This window comes from Candidatus Magnetominusculus xianensis (assembly GCA_001541255.1).
Lineage (GTDB): Bacteria > Nitrospirota > Thermodesulfovibrionia > Thermodesulfovibrionales > Magnetobacteriaceae > Magnetominusculus > Magnetominusculus xianensis.
Window position 1 is genome coordinate 23,679 of record LNQR01000070.1, and the last position, 19,944, is coordinate 43,622.

A 19,944-nucleotide genomic window follows, 5' to 3' on the forward strand; every position below is an offset into this window, starting at 1 on the left:
ATGAAAGGCATATCTCAGGAGACCGGTGTCCCGGGCAAGCGAATAACATGGATCGTTTTGACTATGTTGTTGGGGGTCTTATCAGGTCTGCTTTTTCTACATGATGAGGAAATTGTAATCCTGTCATGGAAACACCAAAGGCTTAATGTCTTCACGCACAAGAATGTTAACGCATGGTATGCACCTATAAATGGGGACTGGCTTACAAGCCCGTCAAGGACTGTGCTGCTGGAAGACGGTGTCCCGCTAAGGCATCAAAACGCCTCACAACAGATAATCGTCGCCGTAGGAATGGGCAGATACAATGTGCTTGGCCATAGGATACTCTTTTCTACGTCCGACAACACAGACCCAACGACTAACGGCAGGCAATATGAATTGGTATGCCGTACACCGCTGCCCTCCGCCCTGAAGACCGGGATATTTCTCCTGACTGCGCTGTCGATTGTCTTCCTGTTGAACAATCTCGTTAAGAACTATGATATAACCGGTGTGGTTTTGGGCATTATCAGCAGACACCGGCGCCTTGTTAATATATCTATTGCGGGTGTTTCCATATGTCTGGTTGTGGTGCCGTTTTTAATAACGAGGCTGCCGTTTTTTCTGTACTATCCGGTTGTGACTATGAAGTCAGACTTCAGCGGGTACTATGAGATTGTAAGGCAGTTAGACAAGGGTTTATTTCCGGTTTTCTCACTGAGGACGCCCGGCTACCCGTTCTTTATGAAGGCCGTACTATTGATTTCAAACAAGTTGTTTTCTATTGCGCTGGCTCAAACGCTCCTGTCGCTATTAAGTGCCATGATGTTCGTATTTGCGATATTTAAGACATACCGAGGCCTTAGCGTGTTTGCAGCGGCGGGGATGGGGGCATTTATATCAAGCCATTTTCATGTTGACTCCGATATTGCACTTCTTTCAGAGAGCCTGTATACGAATTGCGTTATTTTGTCATTTGCCTTTTTCATTCTCGCGGTTAATCTTAGAAAGGCCGTCTATTTTGCGTTGTGTTCTTTTTTCATGGGATATGCCGTATATACGCGCCCTGCGGGGATATTTTTTGCGGTAACGTATTGTATCACTGTTCTTTATTTATTCAGGAATAAATACTCATGGAAAAGTATAACAGCCTATGCGGTTCCTTTTGCCTTTCTTATAGCTCTTATTTCATTATATAATTATTTCATGCTTAATACTTTATCTATCAGCAACTATGGGGAGATGACTGCTATTCTGGGCAATATAACACTGCTTGAAGAGGACGAAAAGTACTCAAAGGAACTGAACTCAGTAATAAGGCAGGTGCAGGCGCTCTTATCAGAAAAGGACAAAGACGCGATTCGCACCTCGTGGGACCCATACAGGGTTAATGAAGTGGTCTTTAACGGCGCCAGCGTTGGAAGCGACTACGGCGTCCCTGACATGATAAAGAGGGTCGCAGGGAATCCACCACTTGACGAGCTGAGGGCAGTTTACAGGGAAATCCTGCGCGACACGATAATGAAACACCCGCTTATATATATAAAAAAAACCATACTTGGCGTTGCCGTATATTTTTTGAATATCAATACAGATACAGATATTTATATGCAGTTAAACGAGTCCTATAATAAATTATTTGTAGAAAAGAGCCACCTCAATGGCAGCGATTTAAATGAAATCATGTCAGTTTTTCGTGAATATTACAACCCCATGCCACTTAACACGTTTACCGTGTTGAGGCAGTCCTATGCCGTGCAAAGGAACGGCGTAATGGTAAGCATGGAAGGGCACGCGGCGGAGTTTGTCCCTGTGTTTTTGCAGAAATTCCACTACCATGTGTATACAAAACTACAGCGAGGCTTATTTAGAAACGGGCTTTGGCCTGCAATTTTCTTTATTGTATTTGCCCTCAGTGCGATGAACTTAGCGCATAAAGGGGCATTTATATTATTTGCGATGGGCACAGCCGCCATCGGCCATGCCCTTATTGTGTCAATGGCCGCGTATAATGAACCCCGTTTTAGTTACACGCTTGAGTTTATCTATTATCAGACGCTGGCCCTGTCGCCATTGCTGTTTCCTGTGTGCATGGCTTCAATGAAATCAGGGGAGTCATGCTGAACAGAGGACATATCAAGGTTATTGTAACCGCCGCTTTTGCGGTATTATGCCTTGTGTTTTGGATGTTGTCGTTGTTAATGATCCTCCATGACAGGGAAATCATTATCATACACTGGAGTAAAATCCCTATTGAAAACTTCAGGCATGAGGCTGGTAATGCATGGTTTGCCAAGTTTGCCAACATCTCCTTCACATCGCCATCGCGGGCAGTGCTGTTGGAAAATGGAATCCCGCTAAAGCGTGGAAACACTGCCACAGACAGTATTGCTTACGTTGGAGGCGGCAGGTATTATGTCTCTAATGACGAACTCTTGTTTTCGACTTCTGACAACTCTGACCCCGCTAAAAACGGCAGAAAATATGAACTACTCTGCGCGGGCCGCATAGCGCGCTCTAAGGTTCTCTGGACTTTTTATCTTGCTGTGTTGTTCACATCGATAACGGCAGCGATGGGTTATGAGTACGTGACAAGCGTGATTAAGTCTATTGTTTGCAGGTATAAAAAGGCAGTTGACATGGTCGTTGCCGGTACGTCTTTTATGATAATTGTAGTGCCGTTTATGTTAACGCGGCTGCCGTATTTTCTTTATTATCCTGTGGTATTGATAAGACCGGACTCTTACGGTTACTTTGACATTGCCATGCAGATAGTATCTGGTACATGGCCTGAGCTGACTTTAAGAACGCCTGGGTATCCGATTTTTATAGCCGCGGTGTTGTTATGCTCTAAACAAATCAACTCTGTCATATTCGTGCAAAACCTGTTATCGGTCTTGGCTGCCTTGACTTTCATTTATGGGATATTTATCTCATACAGGAATATGGCCCCTCTTGCCGCAATAGGGATGGCCGCCTTTATTACGAGCCACGCTCAGATGGCTGCTGATATTTCAGTCCTTTCGGAGAGCCTGTATGTCAGTGTTATTGTGTTTGCCTTTGCATTTTTAATAATTGCCTTAAAGCGGCGGGGAGCTGCATGGTTCGCGCTTTCAGGGGCGGCGCTTGCATATACTGTTTATGTCAGACCGGCTGGGTTGTTTGTTTTTGCGGTCTTTGTTTCAGTTGTCGTGTATATCTGGATAAACGGGCGCTGCCGAAAGAATATTGCCGCCTTTGCCGTTCCATTTCTTTCTATGCTGCTTCTGCTTTGCAGTTATAATTATATAACACTGAGGTCATTTGAGATAAACAACTTCTCAGGGGAAGTTCTTGTAGTAGCCAATTCGATCTTTTTAGAGGAAGACGATAAATATCCGGTGGAGCTCAACGCCGCAATTAGAAAGATTCGGGCAGCGGCCTCAATTGAGGAGAGGGCCTTTCTTAGCTCTACATGGGACAAAAAAAAATATAATGACACAATAAGCGCAATTTTCGCTCGCGCTGGCAGTCACGGCGGTATTATTGGGCCGATTTCAGAGGCGCTTGGAAACCCACCTAAAAAAGAAGTGAAAAAAGTCCTGAAAACTCTGTTTATTGACGCTGTGAAAAAACACCCTATTGAGTTTATGAAAAAGTCCTTTCTATTCTTATTGATTTATTTTGACAATATGCGCGGCGACACCGATATTTATAACAGCATAAACGGCAGCTATTCGTCTTTATACATCCCCGGACAAGATAGCGCTCAGAGTGCCATAATAAGGTATTTAGCTCCAAAGCCGCTGCCTTATTTCACGCTGGAGACGGCTAAACATGGCGCCCTTACGGCCTATGCCGGCGAATACATCGAGACCGGACTTCAGTGGTTTCATTTGCTTATTTACACAAAGCTTCATCGTGTAATATTCAGGAACTTGTTCTGGCCTGCGGCCTTTGTCATAGCCTTCGCTGCCAGCGCTATTTGCCTGTTTCGTTCAGGATGGTCAAACACTGGGGCATTTATACTGTTTACTCTGGGAAGCGCTGTCTTTGTCCATGCCGTTGGTGTGGCGCTCTCAACACATCCAGACTTAAGGTATAGCTATACGCTTGAGTTCACTTATTATCTTCTGCCATTGCTGCTTCCAATTTGTTACAATAAGCGCACGTTAAGTTGATTAAATCTCAGGAGGTATCAGATGAAACGTTTAATAACTGCTGTGAGTATTTCGCTGCCAGTGCTGCGATCTAGGTAATAAATGCCTTGTCAACGGCCTCAACTGCGGTCTTTGCCGTTATTACGCCCTCGACATCCCACGTCCCAAGCCCTATTACTGGTTTATTAAACTGTAGGCCGTAGGCTATCTCTGAGAGGGTGCCGTATGAACCGCCTATGGCTATCAGTACGTCTGCGGTTTGCGCTATTATGGCGTTTCTGGCCATGCCCATCCCTGTTGCTATTGGTATGCTGACGTATGGGTTAGCATGGGTTTTCTGCCCCTGTGGTAATATCCCCACAGTAAGGCCCCCGGCCTCCTTCGCGCCCTTACAGGCTGCCTCCATCACGCCGCTGAGACCACCACAAACCAGCAGGCCGCCATTAACTGCAATCAGCCTGCCGGTCTCTTCAGCCTCTCTGAGGTGCCATGGACTTACGTCCCTTCCCCCAATTACTCCTACTATTACCACTTAAACATCATAGTACAGGTAGAACTCATACGGGTGCGGCCTGAGCCTCATGGCGTCTACTTCTTTCTCCCACTTGTAGGCTATCCATGTCTTCAGTACATCCTCCGTAAATACATCACCCTTTAACAGGAACTCGTGGTCGGCCTCGATATTGTTTAATGCCTCATCGAGGCTTCCCGGCATCTGTGGTACAGTGGCCAACTCCTCCGGCTCGAGGTCGTATAAGTCCTTATCAAGCGGCTCGCCCGGCTCTATCCTATTTTCTATACCGTCTATTCCGGCCATCAACATTGCCGTAAACGCCAGATATGGATTGCACGATGGGTCAGGATATCTCACCTCAATGCGCTTGGCCTTTGGCGATGCCGAGTACATTGGTATTCTTATCGATGCGGAACGGTTGCGCGCCGAGTATGCCAGATTCACAGGGGCTTCAAACCCTGGTACCAGTCTCTTGTATGAATTTGTTGTAGGGTTTGTGATTGCCGCAATCGCCTTTGAGTGCTTCAGGATTCCACCGATATAGTGCAGGGCCATTTCGCTCAGCCCGGCGTACCCATTTCCTGGAAACAGGGGCTTATCTGCCTTCCACAGGCTCTGGTGTACGTGCATCCCTGAGCCGTTGTCCTGAAACAGAGGCTTAGGCATGAACGTTACGGTCTTTCCGTTTTTGTATGCCACATTTTTTACCACGTACTTAAAAATCATCAGCCAGTCTGCCATCTTTACAAGCGGTGAGAACCTCATGTCTATCTCTGCCTGCCCGGCGGTTGCCACTTCGTGGTGCTGTGCCTCTACCTCGATGCCGCATTTTTGCAGCATCATGACCATCTCTGATCTCAGGTCTTCCATTGAGTCATTTGGTGATATGGGGAAATATCCCTCCTTGTAGCGAGGCTTATAGCCAAGATTGGGTTTTTCGTCCCTGCCTGAGTTCCAGATGCCTTCTTTGGAATCAATAAAGTAGTACCCACTGTTTGTCGTCTGGTCATAGCGTATGTCGTCAAAGATAAAGAACTCCGCCTCCGGCCCGAAGTATGCAGTGTCGGCAATGCCGGTGGATTGCAGATACTTCTGTGCCTTCTGCGCTATATAACGCGGGTCGCGCGTGTAGGACGCCTTGGTTATAGGGTCAAATATGTTACAAATGAGATCTAATGTCGGGTACTGCCTGAATGGGTCCATCATGGCCGTCGATGGGTCTGGCAGCATGAGCATATCAGATGCGTTAATCGCCTGCCATCCTCTTATGGAGGAGCCATCGAACCCGAACCCCTCTTCAAACGACTTTTCGTTAAGCTGCCCAATGGGTACAGCGAAGCTCTGCCACATGCCGGGGAAATCTACAAACATCAGATTTACCATCACCGCGTCATTTTTCTTCGCAAACTCGAGTACTTCTTTTGGTGTCATTTGTGAACCTCCTGAATTTTGATTAAAGGGCTATTTCGCCTCTTTCGCCTGTTCTTATTCTCAGTGCGTCTTCGATGTTATATACAAATATCTTCCCGTCTCCTATCTTGCCCGTCTTTGCCGTCTTTTCTATTGTGTTGATTACCTTTTCAACCATGTTGTCAGCGACCACCAGTTCTATTTTTATCTTGGGGATAAAGTCAATGACGTACTCTGCGCCCCTGTACAGCTCTGTGTGTCCCTTTTGTCTGCCGAATCCCTTTACCTCTACCACAGTCATGCCCTGTACGCCTATTGCGTTTATAGCGTCTTTGACCTCGTCGAGCTTGAATGGTTTTATTATGGCTTCGATTTTTTTCATCTTATAGTCCTCCTTTATAGTTCTCGATCGAAAAATTCTTTATAAAACGCGATGGCACGTCCCGAATATGATGGATATATCTCTTCAGTCTCTGCCTTTAGTTTTGCCATGTCCATGTTTTCTGTCTTCATCCAACTGTACACCATTTCCCTGTTTACCTCCATGTGAAACTGAAAGGCATAGACGGCCTTCCCGTACCTAAATGCCTGATTGGGATAAAGGGCATTAGAGGCAAGCCTCACCGCACCTTCCGGCAAATCGAAGGTCTCCCCGTGCCAGTGAAATATAATTAAATCTGATGTATCCTTCACTGCAAGCCTTGAAAATGCCGTATCGGCTATCCCTGCCTCAGAAGCGGCTATGGTGTACCATCCAATCTCAGGGGCAGGCCCTTTATACACGCTGGCCCCCAGCGCCTTTGCTATCATTTGCGCCCCAAGACATATGCCGAGGACTTTTCGCCCCGTGCCTATGAACTGCCGCACTATCTGCTCTTCTACCCGGAGATAATCATCTTCGTCGTTTACGCTCATCGGGCCGCCCATGATGATAAGCGTATCAAATCCATCTGTGTTCGGCGCTAGCTCATGGGCAATGTTGACAATAGTGTATGCAATGGAGTTTTCCTTAAGATAGTCCTCTATCGTTCCAGGTCCCTCTGCTTCTATATTCTTTATTATCAAAACAGACATCGGATTACTCCCTTTTTACATATGGTTTAGCTTCAGTTGCCGCCTCCCTTGCTATTATAGCAAATCAACAGTGCAAAAGTTACACAAATCAATATTAGAACGAATTATTTTCATCATAATCTCATTCTGAAAGGTATAAGTCAGCCTTCCAGCATATGAGTCTACAGGCTGTACGATTAAGTGTAGTTCAGTACAGTTTAAACAACACCATGACCGGGCCGCTCTCCCATTCCATTGTATAATCAATATTTCTTAGTTTAAACCCCTCACGCTCCTCCGGCCTCAGTGATATTACGGCGCATGGGACGAAGTTATTAAATGGATATGTCACAGCATAAATGGCAGAAGCGTTTCTTACGTTGACGTGTTCAATTCGTGCTTTAGCCTTCGGCTCGTTCAGCAGTACCCATAAGGGATATTCCCATGTGTCGTCATTGGGCAGCGATAGTCCAATGTTTGTACATCCCCGCGATTGGATTATTTCAGCAGCGCCCGTGTATGGCCCTTTGAGTTCCGGGCGGCTAATAAAATATTGTGAAGTTCTGTCTGTAGCGAATATGCTTGTATTGCCAATAAGCGGGCGGCGGTTGTTGAGAAAGACCCACGGCACTGACAACAATAGGACGAGGGCAATGAGTGCATTTATTATCGTGCGATTGACCGCACAACTGAGCATAGCTGCAACAAACGGCACCCATAGCACAAATAACGCAAGATGATAACGGCTGTTCCACGGCTGCCACTTTATAAACAGGCACATTAATATGAATCCAACTGACAAAGAGACCGCATAAAATGCCATATCCGGGGCGCTTTCGCGCTGAATGAAAAACACTGCCGCACATATTATAATCAGCCCAAAGTGAATAAAATTCCCCGCGCTGTCTTCGTGAAATGTAAACTGGATATCAAACGGCAGCCGGTGAGATGTCGCACGGATGTCGCTGATGTCAACACGCATAAGTTCATGCGCGCAATGAAACGCCCGTACTATTGTCTTGTTAATGCCCTCTGATGGTGTACCCATGTGCAGGGCTGCGTTTTTTACCGCATTGGAAATCAAAAGCGGCAGCGGCAGAGTTCCCCTTATTGTGGTCTTATCTCTGTATACCTCCGGCGCTATGGGATGACCATACAATGATAAGTTCCTCGCATAGTGACCTATGTTGAGTACAAGCGCAAATATTAGCATAACTAAAACATAAAGCAGTGCTTTTAGACGGGATTTTTTTATCAGCAGTGAGGCGCACCACAAGAAAACCGGAAAGGCATAAAGATACGCCGTCGATTTCACCAAAACTGCAATCCCAAGCGCAATTCCAGCAAAAATGGCCGTCGTCTTCGTAGGTGTATTCATTAAGACAAGGGCATAGTAAACAAAACACACAAGCCAAAAGGCCGACGCATAGTCGTTCTGTGTACTGGTGGACTGTAAAATCCCCATGGGAATTGATGCTGTAAGGGCTGCGGCAATTATTTGCCCCCTTCTGTCTGCCCCAAGCCTGCCAGCAATCAATGACACGCCAATCACACTCCCTGCCATGCTCAACCACTGTATAAAATTGACAAATTGGTCGCCGCCGCCAAGTATTATAAAATGAACCAGCGCGAACTCTGCCCCCGGATTGATATACAACTGAAACGTCACATTGGTTGGGTAATGAGCAACGCCCCGATTTTGAATCCAGTGCATTACCCTTGACAGGTGATATGTCATGGAATCCCAGTTATTAGGTGCGCTGCTGAAGGAGATTACCGCAGTTGCCACAAAAATAAAGGCGATATAGGACAGGAGGATAAGCTCAAAGCGGCTTAATGGCAGCGGCGTTTTAAATACTATGGGCTTTGACTTAACTATGAGAACGCAATATATGAGGCACGCTGCAACAGCGGCAATCCCCCAAAACGTTAATATGGGCCAATATGATAATGCCCTTAAAAGACTCAGGACTTCAGTTGAGATGACCAGCAAAAATCCCCACACAACAGAGGCCGCCGTAAATGACTTGCGGCTGCAGAGATAACTGGCATTTTTGTAAAGCCCTTTATAAAAGATCAAAAACGTAAAGATAAAACATATAAGCGGGACGTACATTGCTAAAACCTGTGCTGATTACAGTTTATTGACTGCATAGACTGGCATATTAAATAACTCCCCTACTTTAGCTGACCTTAGACCGGCCTCCAGCCAGAGTTTGCTGAAAGATTCGCTGGTATGTATCCACAGATGTGAAAGAGGATTAAACATGTGTCTGAACTGGATTGATGCCTCAAGCGTATCCAGAACGGGGCAATGCACCAGCACCTTGCCGGATGAGGACAGTCTTGACTTTACATTTTGGACAAAATTGATTTGATCAGGTGCATGTTCAAGTACATCTATGATGACGATTAAATCATATATTGGGTCATTGCCTGGGGGGAAAGAGCCGTGGACAACTGTGACGCCTGTTTTATTTGTCACAAGGGCGGCAAGATTTTTATCCATCTCTACACCGGTGCAGTCATATCCTGCCTGTTTCAGCTCAAAGAGCAGACGACCATTTCCAGAGCCTATCTCAAGTACCTTACAGGGAGGCGGGTGAAGCCCTCTGAGCCAATTAAGATAAAGCGGCACCCTGTCAAGCATATCCCCTTCAAAGCGCTCCTCAACGGTAGGGCACTTGTGAACTTGCTGGTATTCATACCAGTACGTCGATGAGTAAAACCGTTGCAGGCTCTCAGTGGTTGGTCTGAATCTCACCGGCTTACACCCGCAGGACGGACACCGGAGGTATAGCGCAAACTCAGGCGTCCACGGCTCAGGCTGCCCGCCGCACCAGCATTTTGCCGCTGGTTCAAAGTCCATCTGCCCGATAAAGGGTCTTAATCCTTCGGTGGTGTTGTCGATAATGAACTCTTTGATTTGTGCGCCAAACATATATCTATGCCTTGATTATTTTACCTTTATATTTATGTGAGTCCTTTATCAGATTCCTCGTATCGACAACCAAGCGGGAATTAGAGGCGATGAACACGGGGTCATAGGCCGAGTGGTCGGTGGAAATCAGTACGCAGTCGTAGCTGCTCAGGTTTTCTGCTGTGAGCGCTACGGATGTCTTTTTGAAAGAGTATTTCCTTGTCTTTGGCATTTCAGGGAGATATGGGTCGTTGTAATCGACAACCGCGCCTTTTTTTTGCAGGATATCGAATAGTTTAAGCGATGGGGACTCACGTGTGTCATCGAGGTCTTTTTTGTATGACATGCCCAGAATAAGGACCTTAGCGCCCTTGATACTTTTGCCGTTTTCGCTGAGTGCGTCTATGGTTTTTTGAATGACATACTGGGGCATGGAGGTATTAACCTCTCCGGCAAGATTGATAAACTTAGTCGATACCTCGTACTCCCGTGCCTTCCATTCAAGGTAAAACGGGTCAATGGGGATGCAGTGCCCACCGAGACCTGGGCCTGGATAAAACGGCTGATACCCGAAGGGCTTTGTCTTAGCCGCCTCGATTACCTCCCAAATGTCGATTCCCATTTTATCAAAGAGTACCTTTAACTCATTTACGAGGGCTATGTTTACAGCACGGTAGATGTTCTCAAGGAGTTTTGTGGCCTCGGCCACTTTGGTAGAGGATACGGGGATTGTCCTGACAACAATGTAATCATAGAGCGTCTGAGCTGCCAGCAGACACTGAGGCGTAAGCCCGCCGACAACCTTAGGGATTGTCGATGTCGAGAAGTCTTTATTGTTCGGGTCTTCACGTTCGGGGGAAAATGCGAGATAAAAATCCTCACCAGCCCTTAATCCACCGGATCCACCGGCCTCAAGTATTGGTTTCATTTCCTCGTCGGTAGTGCCAGGATATGTGGTTGACTCAAGGACTACGAGTTTCCCCTTTGAGATGTATTGTGCAATTGTCCTTGTAGTGTTTAGCACATAGGACAAGTCGGGTTCATGGTGGCGGCCAAGCGGGGTGGGTACACAGATAATGATACAATCGGCCTCGGTAAGTCTGGAGAAATCCGAAGTTGGAGTAAATAACGGCAGACTTGTCTTAATCCTGGCCTCGTCGATGTGTTTAATATAGCTTTTGCCCTCTTTAAGAAGATTAACCTTTTTCTCATCTATATCAAACCCGATGCAGCGAAACCCCGCTTTGCAAAACTCAACTGCAAGTGGAAGGCCTACATACCCAAGCCCGATAACACCGACAACGGCTGTTTTTGCCTTAATCTTCTCTATTAAAATGGTCAACTCAACAGGATTAGCCAAAAGATATCCCCCTTTTCATCTTGCAGGAAACATTTTTAAATACTGCGTTTACGGCGGACAGTCTGCACAAATTGACTTAAACAGCGCCGTGCTCAGGTACCTGTCTCCCCTGTCTGGCAGCACTACTACGAGGATGCCGTCTTTCATCTCCTTCGCCTTTTTCAGGGCTGCAAACACAGCCGCCCCACTGCTCATGCCTACGAAAAGCCCCTCTTTTACTGCCATATCTCTTGAGGTTGAGTATGCCTCGTCGTCGTTTACGTTTATTTTTTCATCCAGACGCGACGGGTCAAACAGACCGGGCACGATGGACTCGTTCATGTTTTTGAGGCCCTGAATCTTGTGACCAAGAATCGGCTCCACGCCGACTATCTGAATTGACTTGTCGTATTCCTTGAGCCTCTTGCTTGTGCCCATCAGTGTGCCGGATGTGCCCATGCCGGCCATAAATACGCTTATCTCGCCCTTTGTCTGATTATAGACTTCTACGCCCGTGCCCTCGTAGTGGGCCTTCATGTTGGATGGATTGTTGAACTGATCAGGCATAAAGTAGTCCTTACTGTTTTCATCATAGAGCTTATGGGCAAGTCTGATTGCCCCGTCCGTGCCCTCTTTGCCCGGGCTTAGAATAAGCTCAGCGCCAAATGCCTCAAGCGTCTTGCGCCTTTCCATGCTTACACACTCCGGCATGACCAGCTTAACCTTGTAGCCCTTAGCGGCTGCTACCATGGCCAGCCCTATGCCGGTGTTGCCGCTTGTCGGCTCAAGTATAACCTTATCTTTTGTCAACGTACCGGCGGCCTCGGCATCTTTTATCATGTAATATGCTATTCTGTCCTTTACCGAGCCCCCGGGGTTATTTCCCTCAAGTTTTGCGTATATCTTGACCTTTGGGTTTGTGTTTAAGTTGTCCAGGCTTACTATCGGGGTGTTGCCTATTGCATCCAGTACTCCCATCTGTTGTCACTCCTTATGTATTTATTTCTGTGGTGCAATGACTCATGCCTTGTTGACATAAGTGACACGCTAAGTCCTTGCAACAACTGTCTTTACCTCAAACTGCGGCTGCTCCATGATTGTTTTTTTCACGGCACACTGGTCGGCAACCCTTACGATAGCATCATAGTATTTCTCAGGAAAGTCCGGTGGTACCTTTATATCTATGATTATCTTTGCCAATTTTGACTTACCAGGCCCATCGGTAATATATTCGTGGGTCTGTTCAAGCGTTATCCCTTCTGTAGGGATGGAGTTCTTCTGGCAAAAACTAAGTACGAAAATCCCAGCGCATGTGCCTATTGACGCAAGGAAATAGTTAAATGGCGTAGGGGCCGAACCATCTCCGCCATATTTGACTGGCTGATCAGTGGCTATAACCTCCGGAGCCGCGTCGCCAACCGGGGTAAATTCGGCATTGACTCTCTTGCCGCCAGGGAAGGTGATTACAATATCCATGTGTGTCTCTCCTCTTGCCGGTCTTTCCCATTATGTCAATCGGCCAACCGGTGCTAATTTTCTTTAACAGTGCTAAATCAACGCTTATAACCCTAATGCTAACATTTCATTAAATAAATATGCAAACTCCATTTTGGTATTAATCTCTCACTTCCTGCCACTTTTTGTAGGATGCTTCAAAAGACGCCGCCGATGGCTCTGCCCTGACCGGTGTGCTATGTTTTGTAAAAACAAAACATTCTGATATATGGAATATATTTCCCTAAAATAGTAAATATAGCTTCTGCCGGTCTGCTTGCCGCAATTAACTTATTCAGGAGATAACTTCTTTTAAAGTCTACTAAAAAGGCATAGTTATTTTTATCCTGCAATTTCAGGCCAAATTCTCCCGCTGCTGCAATTATCTCACGGTCTGTACGTCTGAAGCCGTGGTGCTTGGTAACAACGCCTTCAAGTCTTGCTGTAGTGAGCAATCTTTTTGCACGCAATAAATAGACGATTTCATATTTTAGTAAACATTCATGAATCAAATACGACAGATAATTGTCTGTTGAGCCTGAAGAGTCGAGGATTAATTTCCCGCCCGGCCTCAGACTTTGTGATACGTGCTTAAAAAATGTTCTTAGTTTGTCATCATCTAAAAGGTATATCATGCTCAGGTTCAGCACTGCGTCATATGTCTGAGGTGCGGGCGCTGCGAGGATATTTAATTTATTAAACTTATACTGCGGGAATAGTTTGAGCGTCTCACGGTACATCTCATCAGATATGTCTAAATCTGAACATGTTATGTTGTATCCTCCATGCTCCATCAGATATAGTTCATTTGCACAGCGGCCAGAGGCGGTAGAGAGAATATGTTCGTCTTTTCTCAGGTGGCTTCTTATAAACTCATCATAGTGCTGGAGCCTCCCAAGGTGGTATCCAAAGAAATATTTATTAAAAAAATCAGATTTGCTGTTATACGCCTTGTCAGTATCATATCCACCCATTGACACTGCATGTTCGAGGTATTGTTCATCTAAGCCTGCGAATATATTTCCACGCTCACCAGCGTTTAGAGAATATTTATACCACTTTCTCATTCGTAAGCATTGAAACATATCTGTGTGTCACGTGTCAATCGGCCTTTGGCCTGAGGCGTCATGAAAACAACCCCATTATTTTGATGATACGGCTGCCAACTTTACAAATACTATGAATTATGGTATAAAAAAAAGAGACGGGCTATGGCTAAAGATGACAGCAGGGGGTTGCACAGGGGTTACATACAGTCCCATTATTACTGGGTGCTGCCGATTGTGTTTTGGGCGCTTATTGCGATGGCTTCGCTGAAGTGGCATCTGTATTTGCTGGAGGAACAGGCGTTTAATATGGCGCTGGAGTCTGGCAGGTCGATGTTTAAAATGATTGAGACCACGCGTCTCTGGAATGCAACTCACGGCGGCGTCTATGTCCCTGTTACAGAATCGTCTCAGCCCAATCCTTATCTCGACATCCCGGACAGAGACATCACCACTGTCGACGGTAGAAAACTTACCATGATTAACCCCTCATATATGACACGCCAGATATCGGAAATAGCCAGAAGCGTAAACAGTGTGGAGTTTCATATGACGAGCCTTAAACCCATAAGGCCAGAAAATGCGCCAAATGCCTGGGAGGAGTTTGCCCTTAAGCAGTTCGAGACCAAAGGTTCGGCTGAGGAAATCAAGCCAGCGGGGACAGGCGATGTGTTTGTCTATATGGCACCGTTGAAAGTGAAAAAGACCTGCCTGAAGTGCCATGCCAAACAGGGATACAAAGAGGGCGATATCAGAGGCGGTATCTCAGTAGCCGTCCCAGTGTTTTCAATTGCCAAATACACCAATGATCAGAGGAAAAATTTCATCATCCTGCACGTTTTTATCTTCATCTCCATGTCATCGATGATGCTGTTTTTCACAAAGCGCCTGAGGCGCCAGTGGCTGGCCCTGAAAGATGCCAAAGACACGCAGGAGGCCGTAGTAGAGGCGCGCACCTTCGAGCTTAAAGAAACAAATGCGCGTCTGCTAGAAGAGATAAATGAACGTAAGACAGCAGAGGAGGTAATCACTGAGTCAGAGACGAAGTTCCGCTCCCTGATTCAATCTGTCATGGACGGGATTATCTCCACAGACTCTCAGGGCATTATTGTCGCTTTTAACAGCGGGGCAGAGTCATTGTTCGGATATGCTGCCGATGAGGTAATAAATAAACCTATTTCGATACTTATACCAGAACGCCTTGCCGGGGCATATGCAAGGGCGTTTAAAACATTTCAACTGCTTGGCGAGTCCTACATGGCCGGTAAACGGGTCGAGTTCGAGGGCGTCAGAAAGGATGGTACTGAGTTCTCCTTCGATATCTCACTATCTTCATGGAAGACAAAGGCTGGGACTTTTTATACCGGTATCGCCAGAGACATCACCGCCCGCAAGAAAATGGCAGACCAGATTAATGCCTCACTCAGAGAAAAGGTAGTCCTGATCAGGGAGATTCACCACAGGGTAAAAAACAACATGCAAATCATAATAAGCCTTCTTAATATCCAGTCTGGGCTTATAAAAAACCCTGCTGATGCAGAGATATTTAATGAGACTAAAAATCGTATCCTTGCTATGTCCCTTGTCCACGAGAGGCTGCACCAGTCTGAAACCCTGGCAGATATAGATTTTGCCGACTATGTGGGAAAGCTTGCTGTTGGGCTTTTTCGCTCCTACGGCGTGAATCCCTCACGTGTAAGACTTACAATAGATATCCCACCCCTTACAATCGGCGTGGACATGGCAGTATCGTGTGGTCTTGTGTTAAACGAACTGCTGTCAAATTCCCTGAAGTATGCCTTTAAAGACGGCAGAAGCGGTGAGATTGGCATAGTCGTCTCCTGCCATGACGACCAGTATGATATTGAGATATGGGACGATGGTGCGGGATTACCGGAATCTGTTAACCTCAGAGACAACGAGACGCTTGGTCATCAGCTTGTGGTCTCCATAGTGGAAAACCAGCTGCGCGGCACTGTGAACTTAGACAGGGAAAAAGGTACAAGGTTTAAAATTAATTTCTCAGAGGTTAAGCAAAAGCAAAGACTGCCGGGTGTTAGAGAAGATTCTTCCGACGACGTATAACCAGACACCATATTCAGACACTCACGGATAATTTATTAGTTTTTATCGAAAATTCTAAAACTACTCGAAGATGTCCTTAACATTGACTTGCAGGCCTTCTATGATTTTAGACGTAACTGTACCATTCATGCCAGCCATTGAATGTAACTTATAGTTGTTATTATCTATGGTTAATATATCGATGGTTTGTAATTCGGGAATTATTATCCAGTATTCGGGCACCTTATATTTTTCATAAATTGCCTTCTTAACTTCAATATCCATTTCATAACTACCAGTTGACACTATCTCACAAACCATATCGGGTACGCCTCTTATCCAGTCCTGAAAGATACTCATATTCTCTTTTTTAATGAATAATATGTCAGGTTGAAGTCTATTGAACCCTTCCTCGAATATTACGTCAAGTGGAGAAAAATAGACTTTACCTAAATCGTTCTTTTTGATATGCTGGCGAAGAATATCAAATAAATTTGCTGCTATATCCTGATGCTTCCCAAACGGACTTGGACCCATAACTTCCTCTCCATTGATGATTTCTGTTAAGTCTAAATCGATTTGCATAATAGTATTATACCATTGTTACATAGTGTTGTCTATTATTCAAACCTGAAGGCAAATATCCTTGACCTTATCAGCAGGAATCTTATGCGGACAATCTTACCAGCAAGCGCAGATATATCCTCAGTTCCCTTCCACGTTACCGGCCTCCACAGGGAATTTCCCCTTAGTGTGTCACAGTCGTCAATGGAGAATCCTTTAAAGGGCTGAATCTCAAACTTTGGTTTTAGTTCGATTATCTCAACCCTTATCTCCCCGCCGGGGTACGAAAAGGAATTTAACAACAGCCGCCCACCTTCAAATATGCACGGGTATGTGTAGAACTCCCCCCTGAGTGTGGCCTCAACCGCCATAAAGCCGTCTTCTCTGATAACCGCTGCGTGAATAGCCGGGCGCTCAGAGATGTATTCGTTGTGGCTTCTTCGTGAAAAAAACACGGGAAACGCCCATTTCCCCTCCCCATATGGGACAATGCCGCAGCCTGCGTATGTTGTCACCTTCTCGTATGATGAGTTTTCAGCAAGTATGGGCGCAGGTTTTGGCAGCGACCAGTGATGTGAGTCTCTGCTAACGGCAAGGTGCAGGGTTACGGTGTCTGTGTTTCTATGATAGAGGGCAGGCAGCATGATATGTGCAGAGTCCGCCCCGGGCCAGCGGTTATAGGCGTTTGTGTATATATCCAGCGAAGGCTCCCATGACGGCTCAGGTGTGAGTACCGGAGTTGGCGCAGGGAATTTCTTAAACGTCTTCGACTCAGTCCTTCCAACAACACGCCTGCCGCCAAAGCCTGCTGCGGTCTGCGGCGTCCATTGGCGCACGTACATGACATATTTAGTCTCGTCATAGAGGGCAACGCTCTGTGTGTCACTGGAGAATTTTCCTACCGGTATTGACATGGCCTTCCAGTGAATGCCGTCAGGGGAGTCTGCCCCGTAGAGCCAGTTCATCAGTCCGGCGTCTTTTTTTGCCGGTCCAAGATAGACCATCTTGTAGCGTGACTCAGGCGGCGCTGAAGGGTCAAAAAAGACTGTAGCGCCGTGGGCGCCGATGTCTCCGCCCTTAGACTTAGGGCCTGCCCCATAGACTATGTTGTTGCGGCGTGAGCCTTTGTATGTAATCAGCCCTAAATCCGGACGGTGCCAGTCCTTGAAATCTCGTGACTCTGCGTAACAGATTTTATCGTTTTCCTGCCCGTCTTTGTCAAAGTCGTATGTGACATACCAGAGGCGGTAGAGGCCGTCCTCATATCTCAGCGTACTGTATGCCCCGATAATCCCAAGCGGGTCATGTTCCACTATAGGACGGCTGAGAATCTCCGGCTGCCCAACAGTAAGAGAAACCCCGTAGGGGCTGAACCAGGGGCGTGTGCCGTATGTGTCCTGATAGTATTTCCAAAACGGCATCCCGTATCCTGCCTCGACGAATTGCCAATCTATGAAGACATGCTTTCGGCCTTTGAGAAATTTTATAGGTATGCGCTGGATTTCTGTGGTATTCACAATGGTTTTTCCGGTAAAAATATCTGTTGATATAAGCAGTTCATATGGTATACTATATAATAAAACTGTGAGCTTTTAAAAGTGCCCTAAAGTGTCATGAGGAGTTCCTAAAGATGAGCCAGAGAGACTATGAATCGAACTTAGAGACGGCTGTATCGTATCTTAAGTTACAAAATGGGATAGATGCCAGACTGTCGGTAAAAAAGGCGCTCTCACAGGTGCCCGAAGAGGAAAAGACAGAGGACAACAAGTCCTATCTGAAGATACTGGCATTGTGTGCCAGGTTTGCTATCGAAGAGGCTGACATCTCGCGGGCAGGCTATTATATCAGACTGGGGCTTAAACTAAAGAGATTCCACGTGGATTTACTCTTTCTTGACATCATGCTCTCAAAGGTAACCCATCGCTATGGAGATATGCTGACAACAATCCTGAGCTACCTGATAGCGATAGACCTTCCGGACAGAGAATTGTATGAGTATGATTTTTTAAATTCAGAGGCGCTGAAAGAGGTCTACGACGTGTATCTGCCCCTTGCCTACTCAAACACGCAAAACCATGCACCAATAATGGAGATTATTCGGGACACCGCCGAAAGATTAAAAAAGATAACAACCGGCGTATATGTCGATAAGGCATACGATATTATGCGCGCCATAGACCTGAAGTCCAACTAATGGCAAAAGTACTTATCCCCGTAGGAGAGAACGAACTAAAAGGGACAAACGGCAGGCTTCTCTACATGGCACGTGCGATGGCAATGAAGGGGATAGTAGTCGATGTGCTTACCTACAGCCGCTCGGTATACGATTTCTCTGTTGAACTGAACAAGGGGATTACGGCAGTCAGGAATAATCTTATTTCCCCTAATCCAATACATATTGACCATATAGCCTCGCTTGTAAACACATTTATCAAGCTCACATATGATATGTACATCCCCGGTACTGACATTAAACTCTACAAGGTGACGGCCTTTGATGATTTCAGGGGTCATGTGGCCACATTTACATATCCCGGGATGGACATTACCTCATATGATGCTGTTATGCTGCCGATTCCTTCAACTGAGGTGCCGCCCCTTGCGGACTGCGACATATTCTACTCCACCATGTGTTTTTACGCGAAGGAACAGGGCGTCCCTGTCGTTGGCATCCAGATGTTTCCGGCCATTCAGACGCCGCCAATCTTCCTGCGGGTGATTGATTACATCGTGATAAAATATGAATGGGAAAAGGAATATCTGAAGGAGTACGGTTTTGATTTATCAAAGGCATTCATTTTGGATTATGAGCAAGAGGCGTATTATATAGATACGATAGAGGACAAATACATGGACTCACTGCTCAATCCCAGCATAAATCTGCCGAAAGAGGAGCTTGTCATACTGCTTATAAACCATCCACGGCTCAGGTTTTGTGTCAAAGAGGCCCTTGAGGTAATAAACGAACTGACAATGCCGAAGACTGTATTCTTTATGAAGAGGAAATTTGTCATCAGGGAGCTTTCTGAGGACGATATAATAAACGATTTCTTTATGACTGATATAAAGAAGATAAAGGGCAGGTCATTTATCATGGAGCCGGACTCAAAGGGCGACCTGATAATGCTCTGTGATGTTCTCATTTCGCCGGCCTATCTGACTACGCTGGGGTTTGCCTCTGAGTACGGCAAGCTCTCAATCGTGTATAATCCAGTATATGAAAAGAAGGATTTTCAGCGCGACGTAGCCTTTGTGAACAACAAGGAATCACTAAAGACAGCCCTCTCAGGCTGCTATAAGAATAAACAAGCAAAGATGTCTTTCCCTGACATAGTGAAAGGGATAATACGTGACCGGAAAAAAATATCTCAGGGAAGTGGCAACAGGAAGTAACAAAATATGTAATTGACTAAAGTTTTATT

General features: G+C 46.0%; 17 protein-coding genes. 5 read left to right on the forward strand and 12 right to left on the reverse strand.

The genetic code is table 11. The features are described 5' to 3' along the window. Both ASN18_RS09900 and ASN18_RS09905 read left to right on the forward strand, forming a co-directional pair. Entirely contained in the window at positions 1-2,103 is a 2,103-nt protein-coding gene (locus ASN18_RS09900) for a hypothetical protein (protein ID WP_085052589.1), read from the forward strand. Continuing rightward, entirely contained in the window at positions 2,097-4,139 is a 2,043-nt protein-coding gene (locus ASN18_RS09905; protein ID WP_085052590.1) for a hypothetical protein, read from the forward strand. The genes ASN18_RS09900 and ASN18_RS09905 overlap by 7 nt, the downstream gene beginning before the upstream one ends. A 70-nt stretch (positions 4,140-4,209) precedes the next feature. Here ASN18_RS09905 and ASN18_RS09910 read toward each other — a convergent pair whose 3' ends face one another. The 10 genes from ASN18_RS09910 to ASN18_RS09955 all read right to left on the reverse strand — a co-directional run bounded on the left by ASN18_RS09910 (position 4,210) and on the right by ASN18_RS09955 (position 13,915). Then, a complete protein-coding gene (locus ASN18_RS09910) occupies positions 4,210-4,650 on the reverse strand; it encodes a TIGR00725 family protein (protein ID WP_085052591.1) in 441 nt (146 codons plus the stop codon). Beyond that, positions 4,651-6,063 carry a type I glutamate--ammonia ligase gene (gene glnA, locus ASN18_RS09915; RefSeq protein WP_085052592.1) on the reverse strand — a complete coding sequence of 471 codons (1,413 nt, stop codon included), beginning with the start codon at positions 6,061-6,063 and terminating at the stop codon, positions 4,651-4,653. A 22-nt stretch (positions 6,064-6,085) separates the two neighbouring features. Further along, on the reverse strand, positions 6,086-6,424 hold the full coding sequence (locus ASN18_RS09920; RefSeq protein WP_085052593.1) for a P-II family nitrogen regulator: 339 nt from the start codon (positions 6,422-6,424) through the stop codon (positions 6,086-6,088). A gap of 14 nt (positions 6,425-6,438) precedes the next feature. Further along, entirely contained in the window at positions 6,439-7,116 is a 678-nt protein-coding gene (locus ASN18_RS09925; RefSeq protein ID WP_085052594.1) for a type 1 glutamine amidotransferase, read from the reverse strand. Between the two features lie 187 nt (positions 7,117-7,303). Further along, positions 7,304-9,211: an ArnT family glycosyltransferase gene (locus ASN18_RS09930; protein WP_085052595.1), complete on the reverse strand. Its 1,908-nt coding sequence runs from the start codon at positions 9,209-9,211 to the stop codon at positions 7,304-7,306. Positions 9,212-9,229: 18 nt separating this feature from the next. Continuing rightward, complete coding sequence (locus ASN18_RS09935; RefSeq protein ID WP_085052596.1) at positions 9,230-10,036, reverse strand: class I SAM-dependent methyltransferase; 807 nt, start codon at positions 10,034-10,036, stop codon at positions 9,230-9,232. A gap of 4 nt (positions 10,037-10,040) precedes the next feature. After that, positions 10,041-11,375, reverse strand: coding sequence for a nucleotide sugar dehydrogenase (locus ASN18_RS09940; protein WP_236861654.1), 1,335 nt, complete (start codon positions 11,373-11,375; stop codon positions 10,041-10,043). Between the two features lie 48 nt (positions 11,376-11,423). Continuing rightward, positions 11,424-12,332 (reverse strand): PLP-dependent cysteine synthase family protein, encoded by a 909-nt coding sequence (locus ASN18_RS09945; RefSeq protein ID WP_085052597.1) that lies wholly within the window; start codon positions 12,330-12,332, stop codon positions 11,424-11,426. Between the two features lie 69 nt (positions 12,333-12,401). Beyond that, a complete protein-coding gene (locus ASN18_RS09950; RefSeq protein ID WP_085052598.1) occupies positions 12,402-12,830 on the reverse strand; it encodes an OsmC family protein in 429 nt (142 codons plus the stop codon). Between the two features lie 215 nt (positions 12,831-13,045). Then, positions 13,046-13,915: an SAM-dependent methyltransferase gene (locus tag ASN18_RS09955; protein ID WP_236861655.1), complete on the reverse strand. Its 870-nt coding sequence runs from the start codon at positions 13,913-13,915 to the stop codon at positions 13,046-13,048. Positions 13,916-14,059: 144 nt separating this feature from the next. On the opposite strand from ASN18_RS09955, the gene ASN18_RS09960 reads away from it, so the two are divergent. After that, a complete protein-coding gene (locus tag ASN18_RS09960) occupies positions 14,060-15,979 on the forward strand; it encodes a histidine kinase dimerization/phosphoacceptor domain -containing protein (protein WP_085052600.1) in 1,920 nt (639 codons plus the stop codon). 60 nt (positions 15,980-16,039) lie between these two features. Here the strand turns inward: ASN18_RS09960 and ASN18_RS09965 are convergent, their stop codons facing one another. Together ASN18_RS09965 and ASN18_RS09970 are read right to left on the reverse strand one after the other, a co-directional pair. After that, a complete protein-coding gene (locus tag ASN18_RS09965) occupies positions 16,040-16,543 on the reverse strand; it encodes a Uma2 family endonuclease (RefSeq protein ID WP_085052601.1) in 504 nt (167 codons plus the stop codon). Positions 16,544-16,578: 35 nt separating this feature from the next. Next, entirely contained in the window at positions 16,579-18,039 is a 1,461-nt protein-coding gene (locus ASN18_RS09970) for a hypothetical protein (RefSeq protein ID WP_157072930.1), read from the reverse strand. A 113-nt stretch (positions 18,040-18,152) separates the two neighbouring features. Here ASN18_RS09970 and ASN18_RS09975 point away from each other — a divergent pair, with 113 nt between their 5' ends. Beyond that, a complete protein-coding gene (locus ASN18_RS09975) occupies positions 18,153-18,716 on the forward strand; it encodes a hypothetical protein (RefSeq protein ID WP_085052603.1) in 564 nt (187 codons plus the stop codon). Then, positions 18,716-19,915: a hypothetical protein gene (locus ASN18_RS09980; protein WP_085052604.1), complete on the forward strand. Its 1,200-nt coding sequence runs from the start codon at positions 18,716-18,718 to the stop codon at positions 19,913-19,915. Before ASN18_RS09975 ends, ASN18_RS09980 begins: the two co-directional genes overlap by 1 nt. Positions 19,916-19,944: the final 29 nt, after the last annotated feature.

What these genes read in the sequence shown, in the direction of transcription:
- ASN18_RS09900 (WP_085052589.1), top strand. Translation starts at nt 1, where the DNA reads ATGAAAGGCATATCTCAGGAGACCGGTGTCCCGGGCAAGCGAATAACA.
- ASN18_RS09905 (WP_085052590.1), top strand. Translation starts at nt 2,097, where the DNA reads ATGCTGAACAGAGGACATATCAAGGTTATTGTAACCGCCGCTTTTGCG.
- glnA (WP_085052592.1), bottom strand. Translation starts at nt 6,063, where the DNA reads ATGACACCAAAAGAAGTACTCGAGTTTGCGAAGAAAAATGACGCGGTG.
- ASN18_RS09920 (WP_085052593.1), bottom strand. Translation starts at nt 6,424, where the DNA reads ATGAAAAAAATCGAAGCCATAATAAAACCATTCAAGCTCGACGAGGTC.
- ASN18_RS09925 (WP_085052594.1), bottom strand. Translation starts at nt 7,116, where the DNA reads ATGTCTGTTTTGATAATAAAGAATATAGAAGCAGAGGGACCTGGAACG.
- ASN18_RS09930 (WP_085052595.1), bottom strand. Translation starts at nt 9,211, where the DNA reads ATGTACGTCCCGCTTATATGTTTTATCTTTACGTTTTTGATCTTTTAT.
- ASN18_RS09935 (WP_085052596.1), bottom strand. Translation starts at nt 10,036, where the DNA reads ATGTTTGGCGCACAAATCAAAGAGTTCATTATCGACAACACCACCGAA.
- ASN18_RS09945 (WP_085052597.1), bottom strand. Translation starts at nt 12,332, where the DNA reads ATGGGAGTACTGGATGCAATAGGCAACACCCCGATAGTAAGCCTGGAC.
- ASN18_RS09950 (WP_085052598.1), bottom strand. Translation starts at nt 12,830, where the DNA reads ATGGATATTGTAATCACCTTCCCTGGCGGCAAGAGAGTCAATGCCGAA.
- ASN18_RS09955 (WP_236861655.1), bottom strand. Translation starts at nt 13,915, where the DNA reads ATGAGAAAGTGGTATAAATATTCTCTAAACGCTGGTGAGCGTGGAAAT.
- ASN18_RS09960 (WP_085052600.1), top strand. Translation starts at nt 14,060, where the DNA reads ATGGCTAAAGATGACAGCAGGGGGTTGCACAGGGGTTACATACAGTCC.
- ASN18_RS09965 (WP_085052601.1), bottom strand. Translation starts at nt 16,543, where the DNA reads ATGCAAATCGATTTAGACTTAACAGAAATCATCAATGGAGAGGAAGTT.
- ASN18_RS09975 (WP_085052603.1), top strand. Translation starts at nt 18,153, where the DNA reads ATGAGCCAGAGAGACTATGAATCGAACTTAGAGACGGCTGTATCGTAT.
- ASN18_RS09980 (WP_085052604.1), top strand. Translation starts at nt 18,716, where the DNA reads ATGGCAAAAGTACTTATCCCCGTAGGAGAGAACGAACTAAAAGGGACA.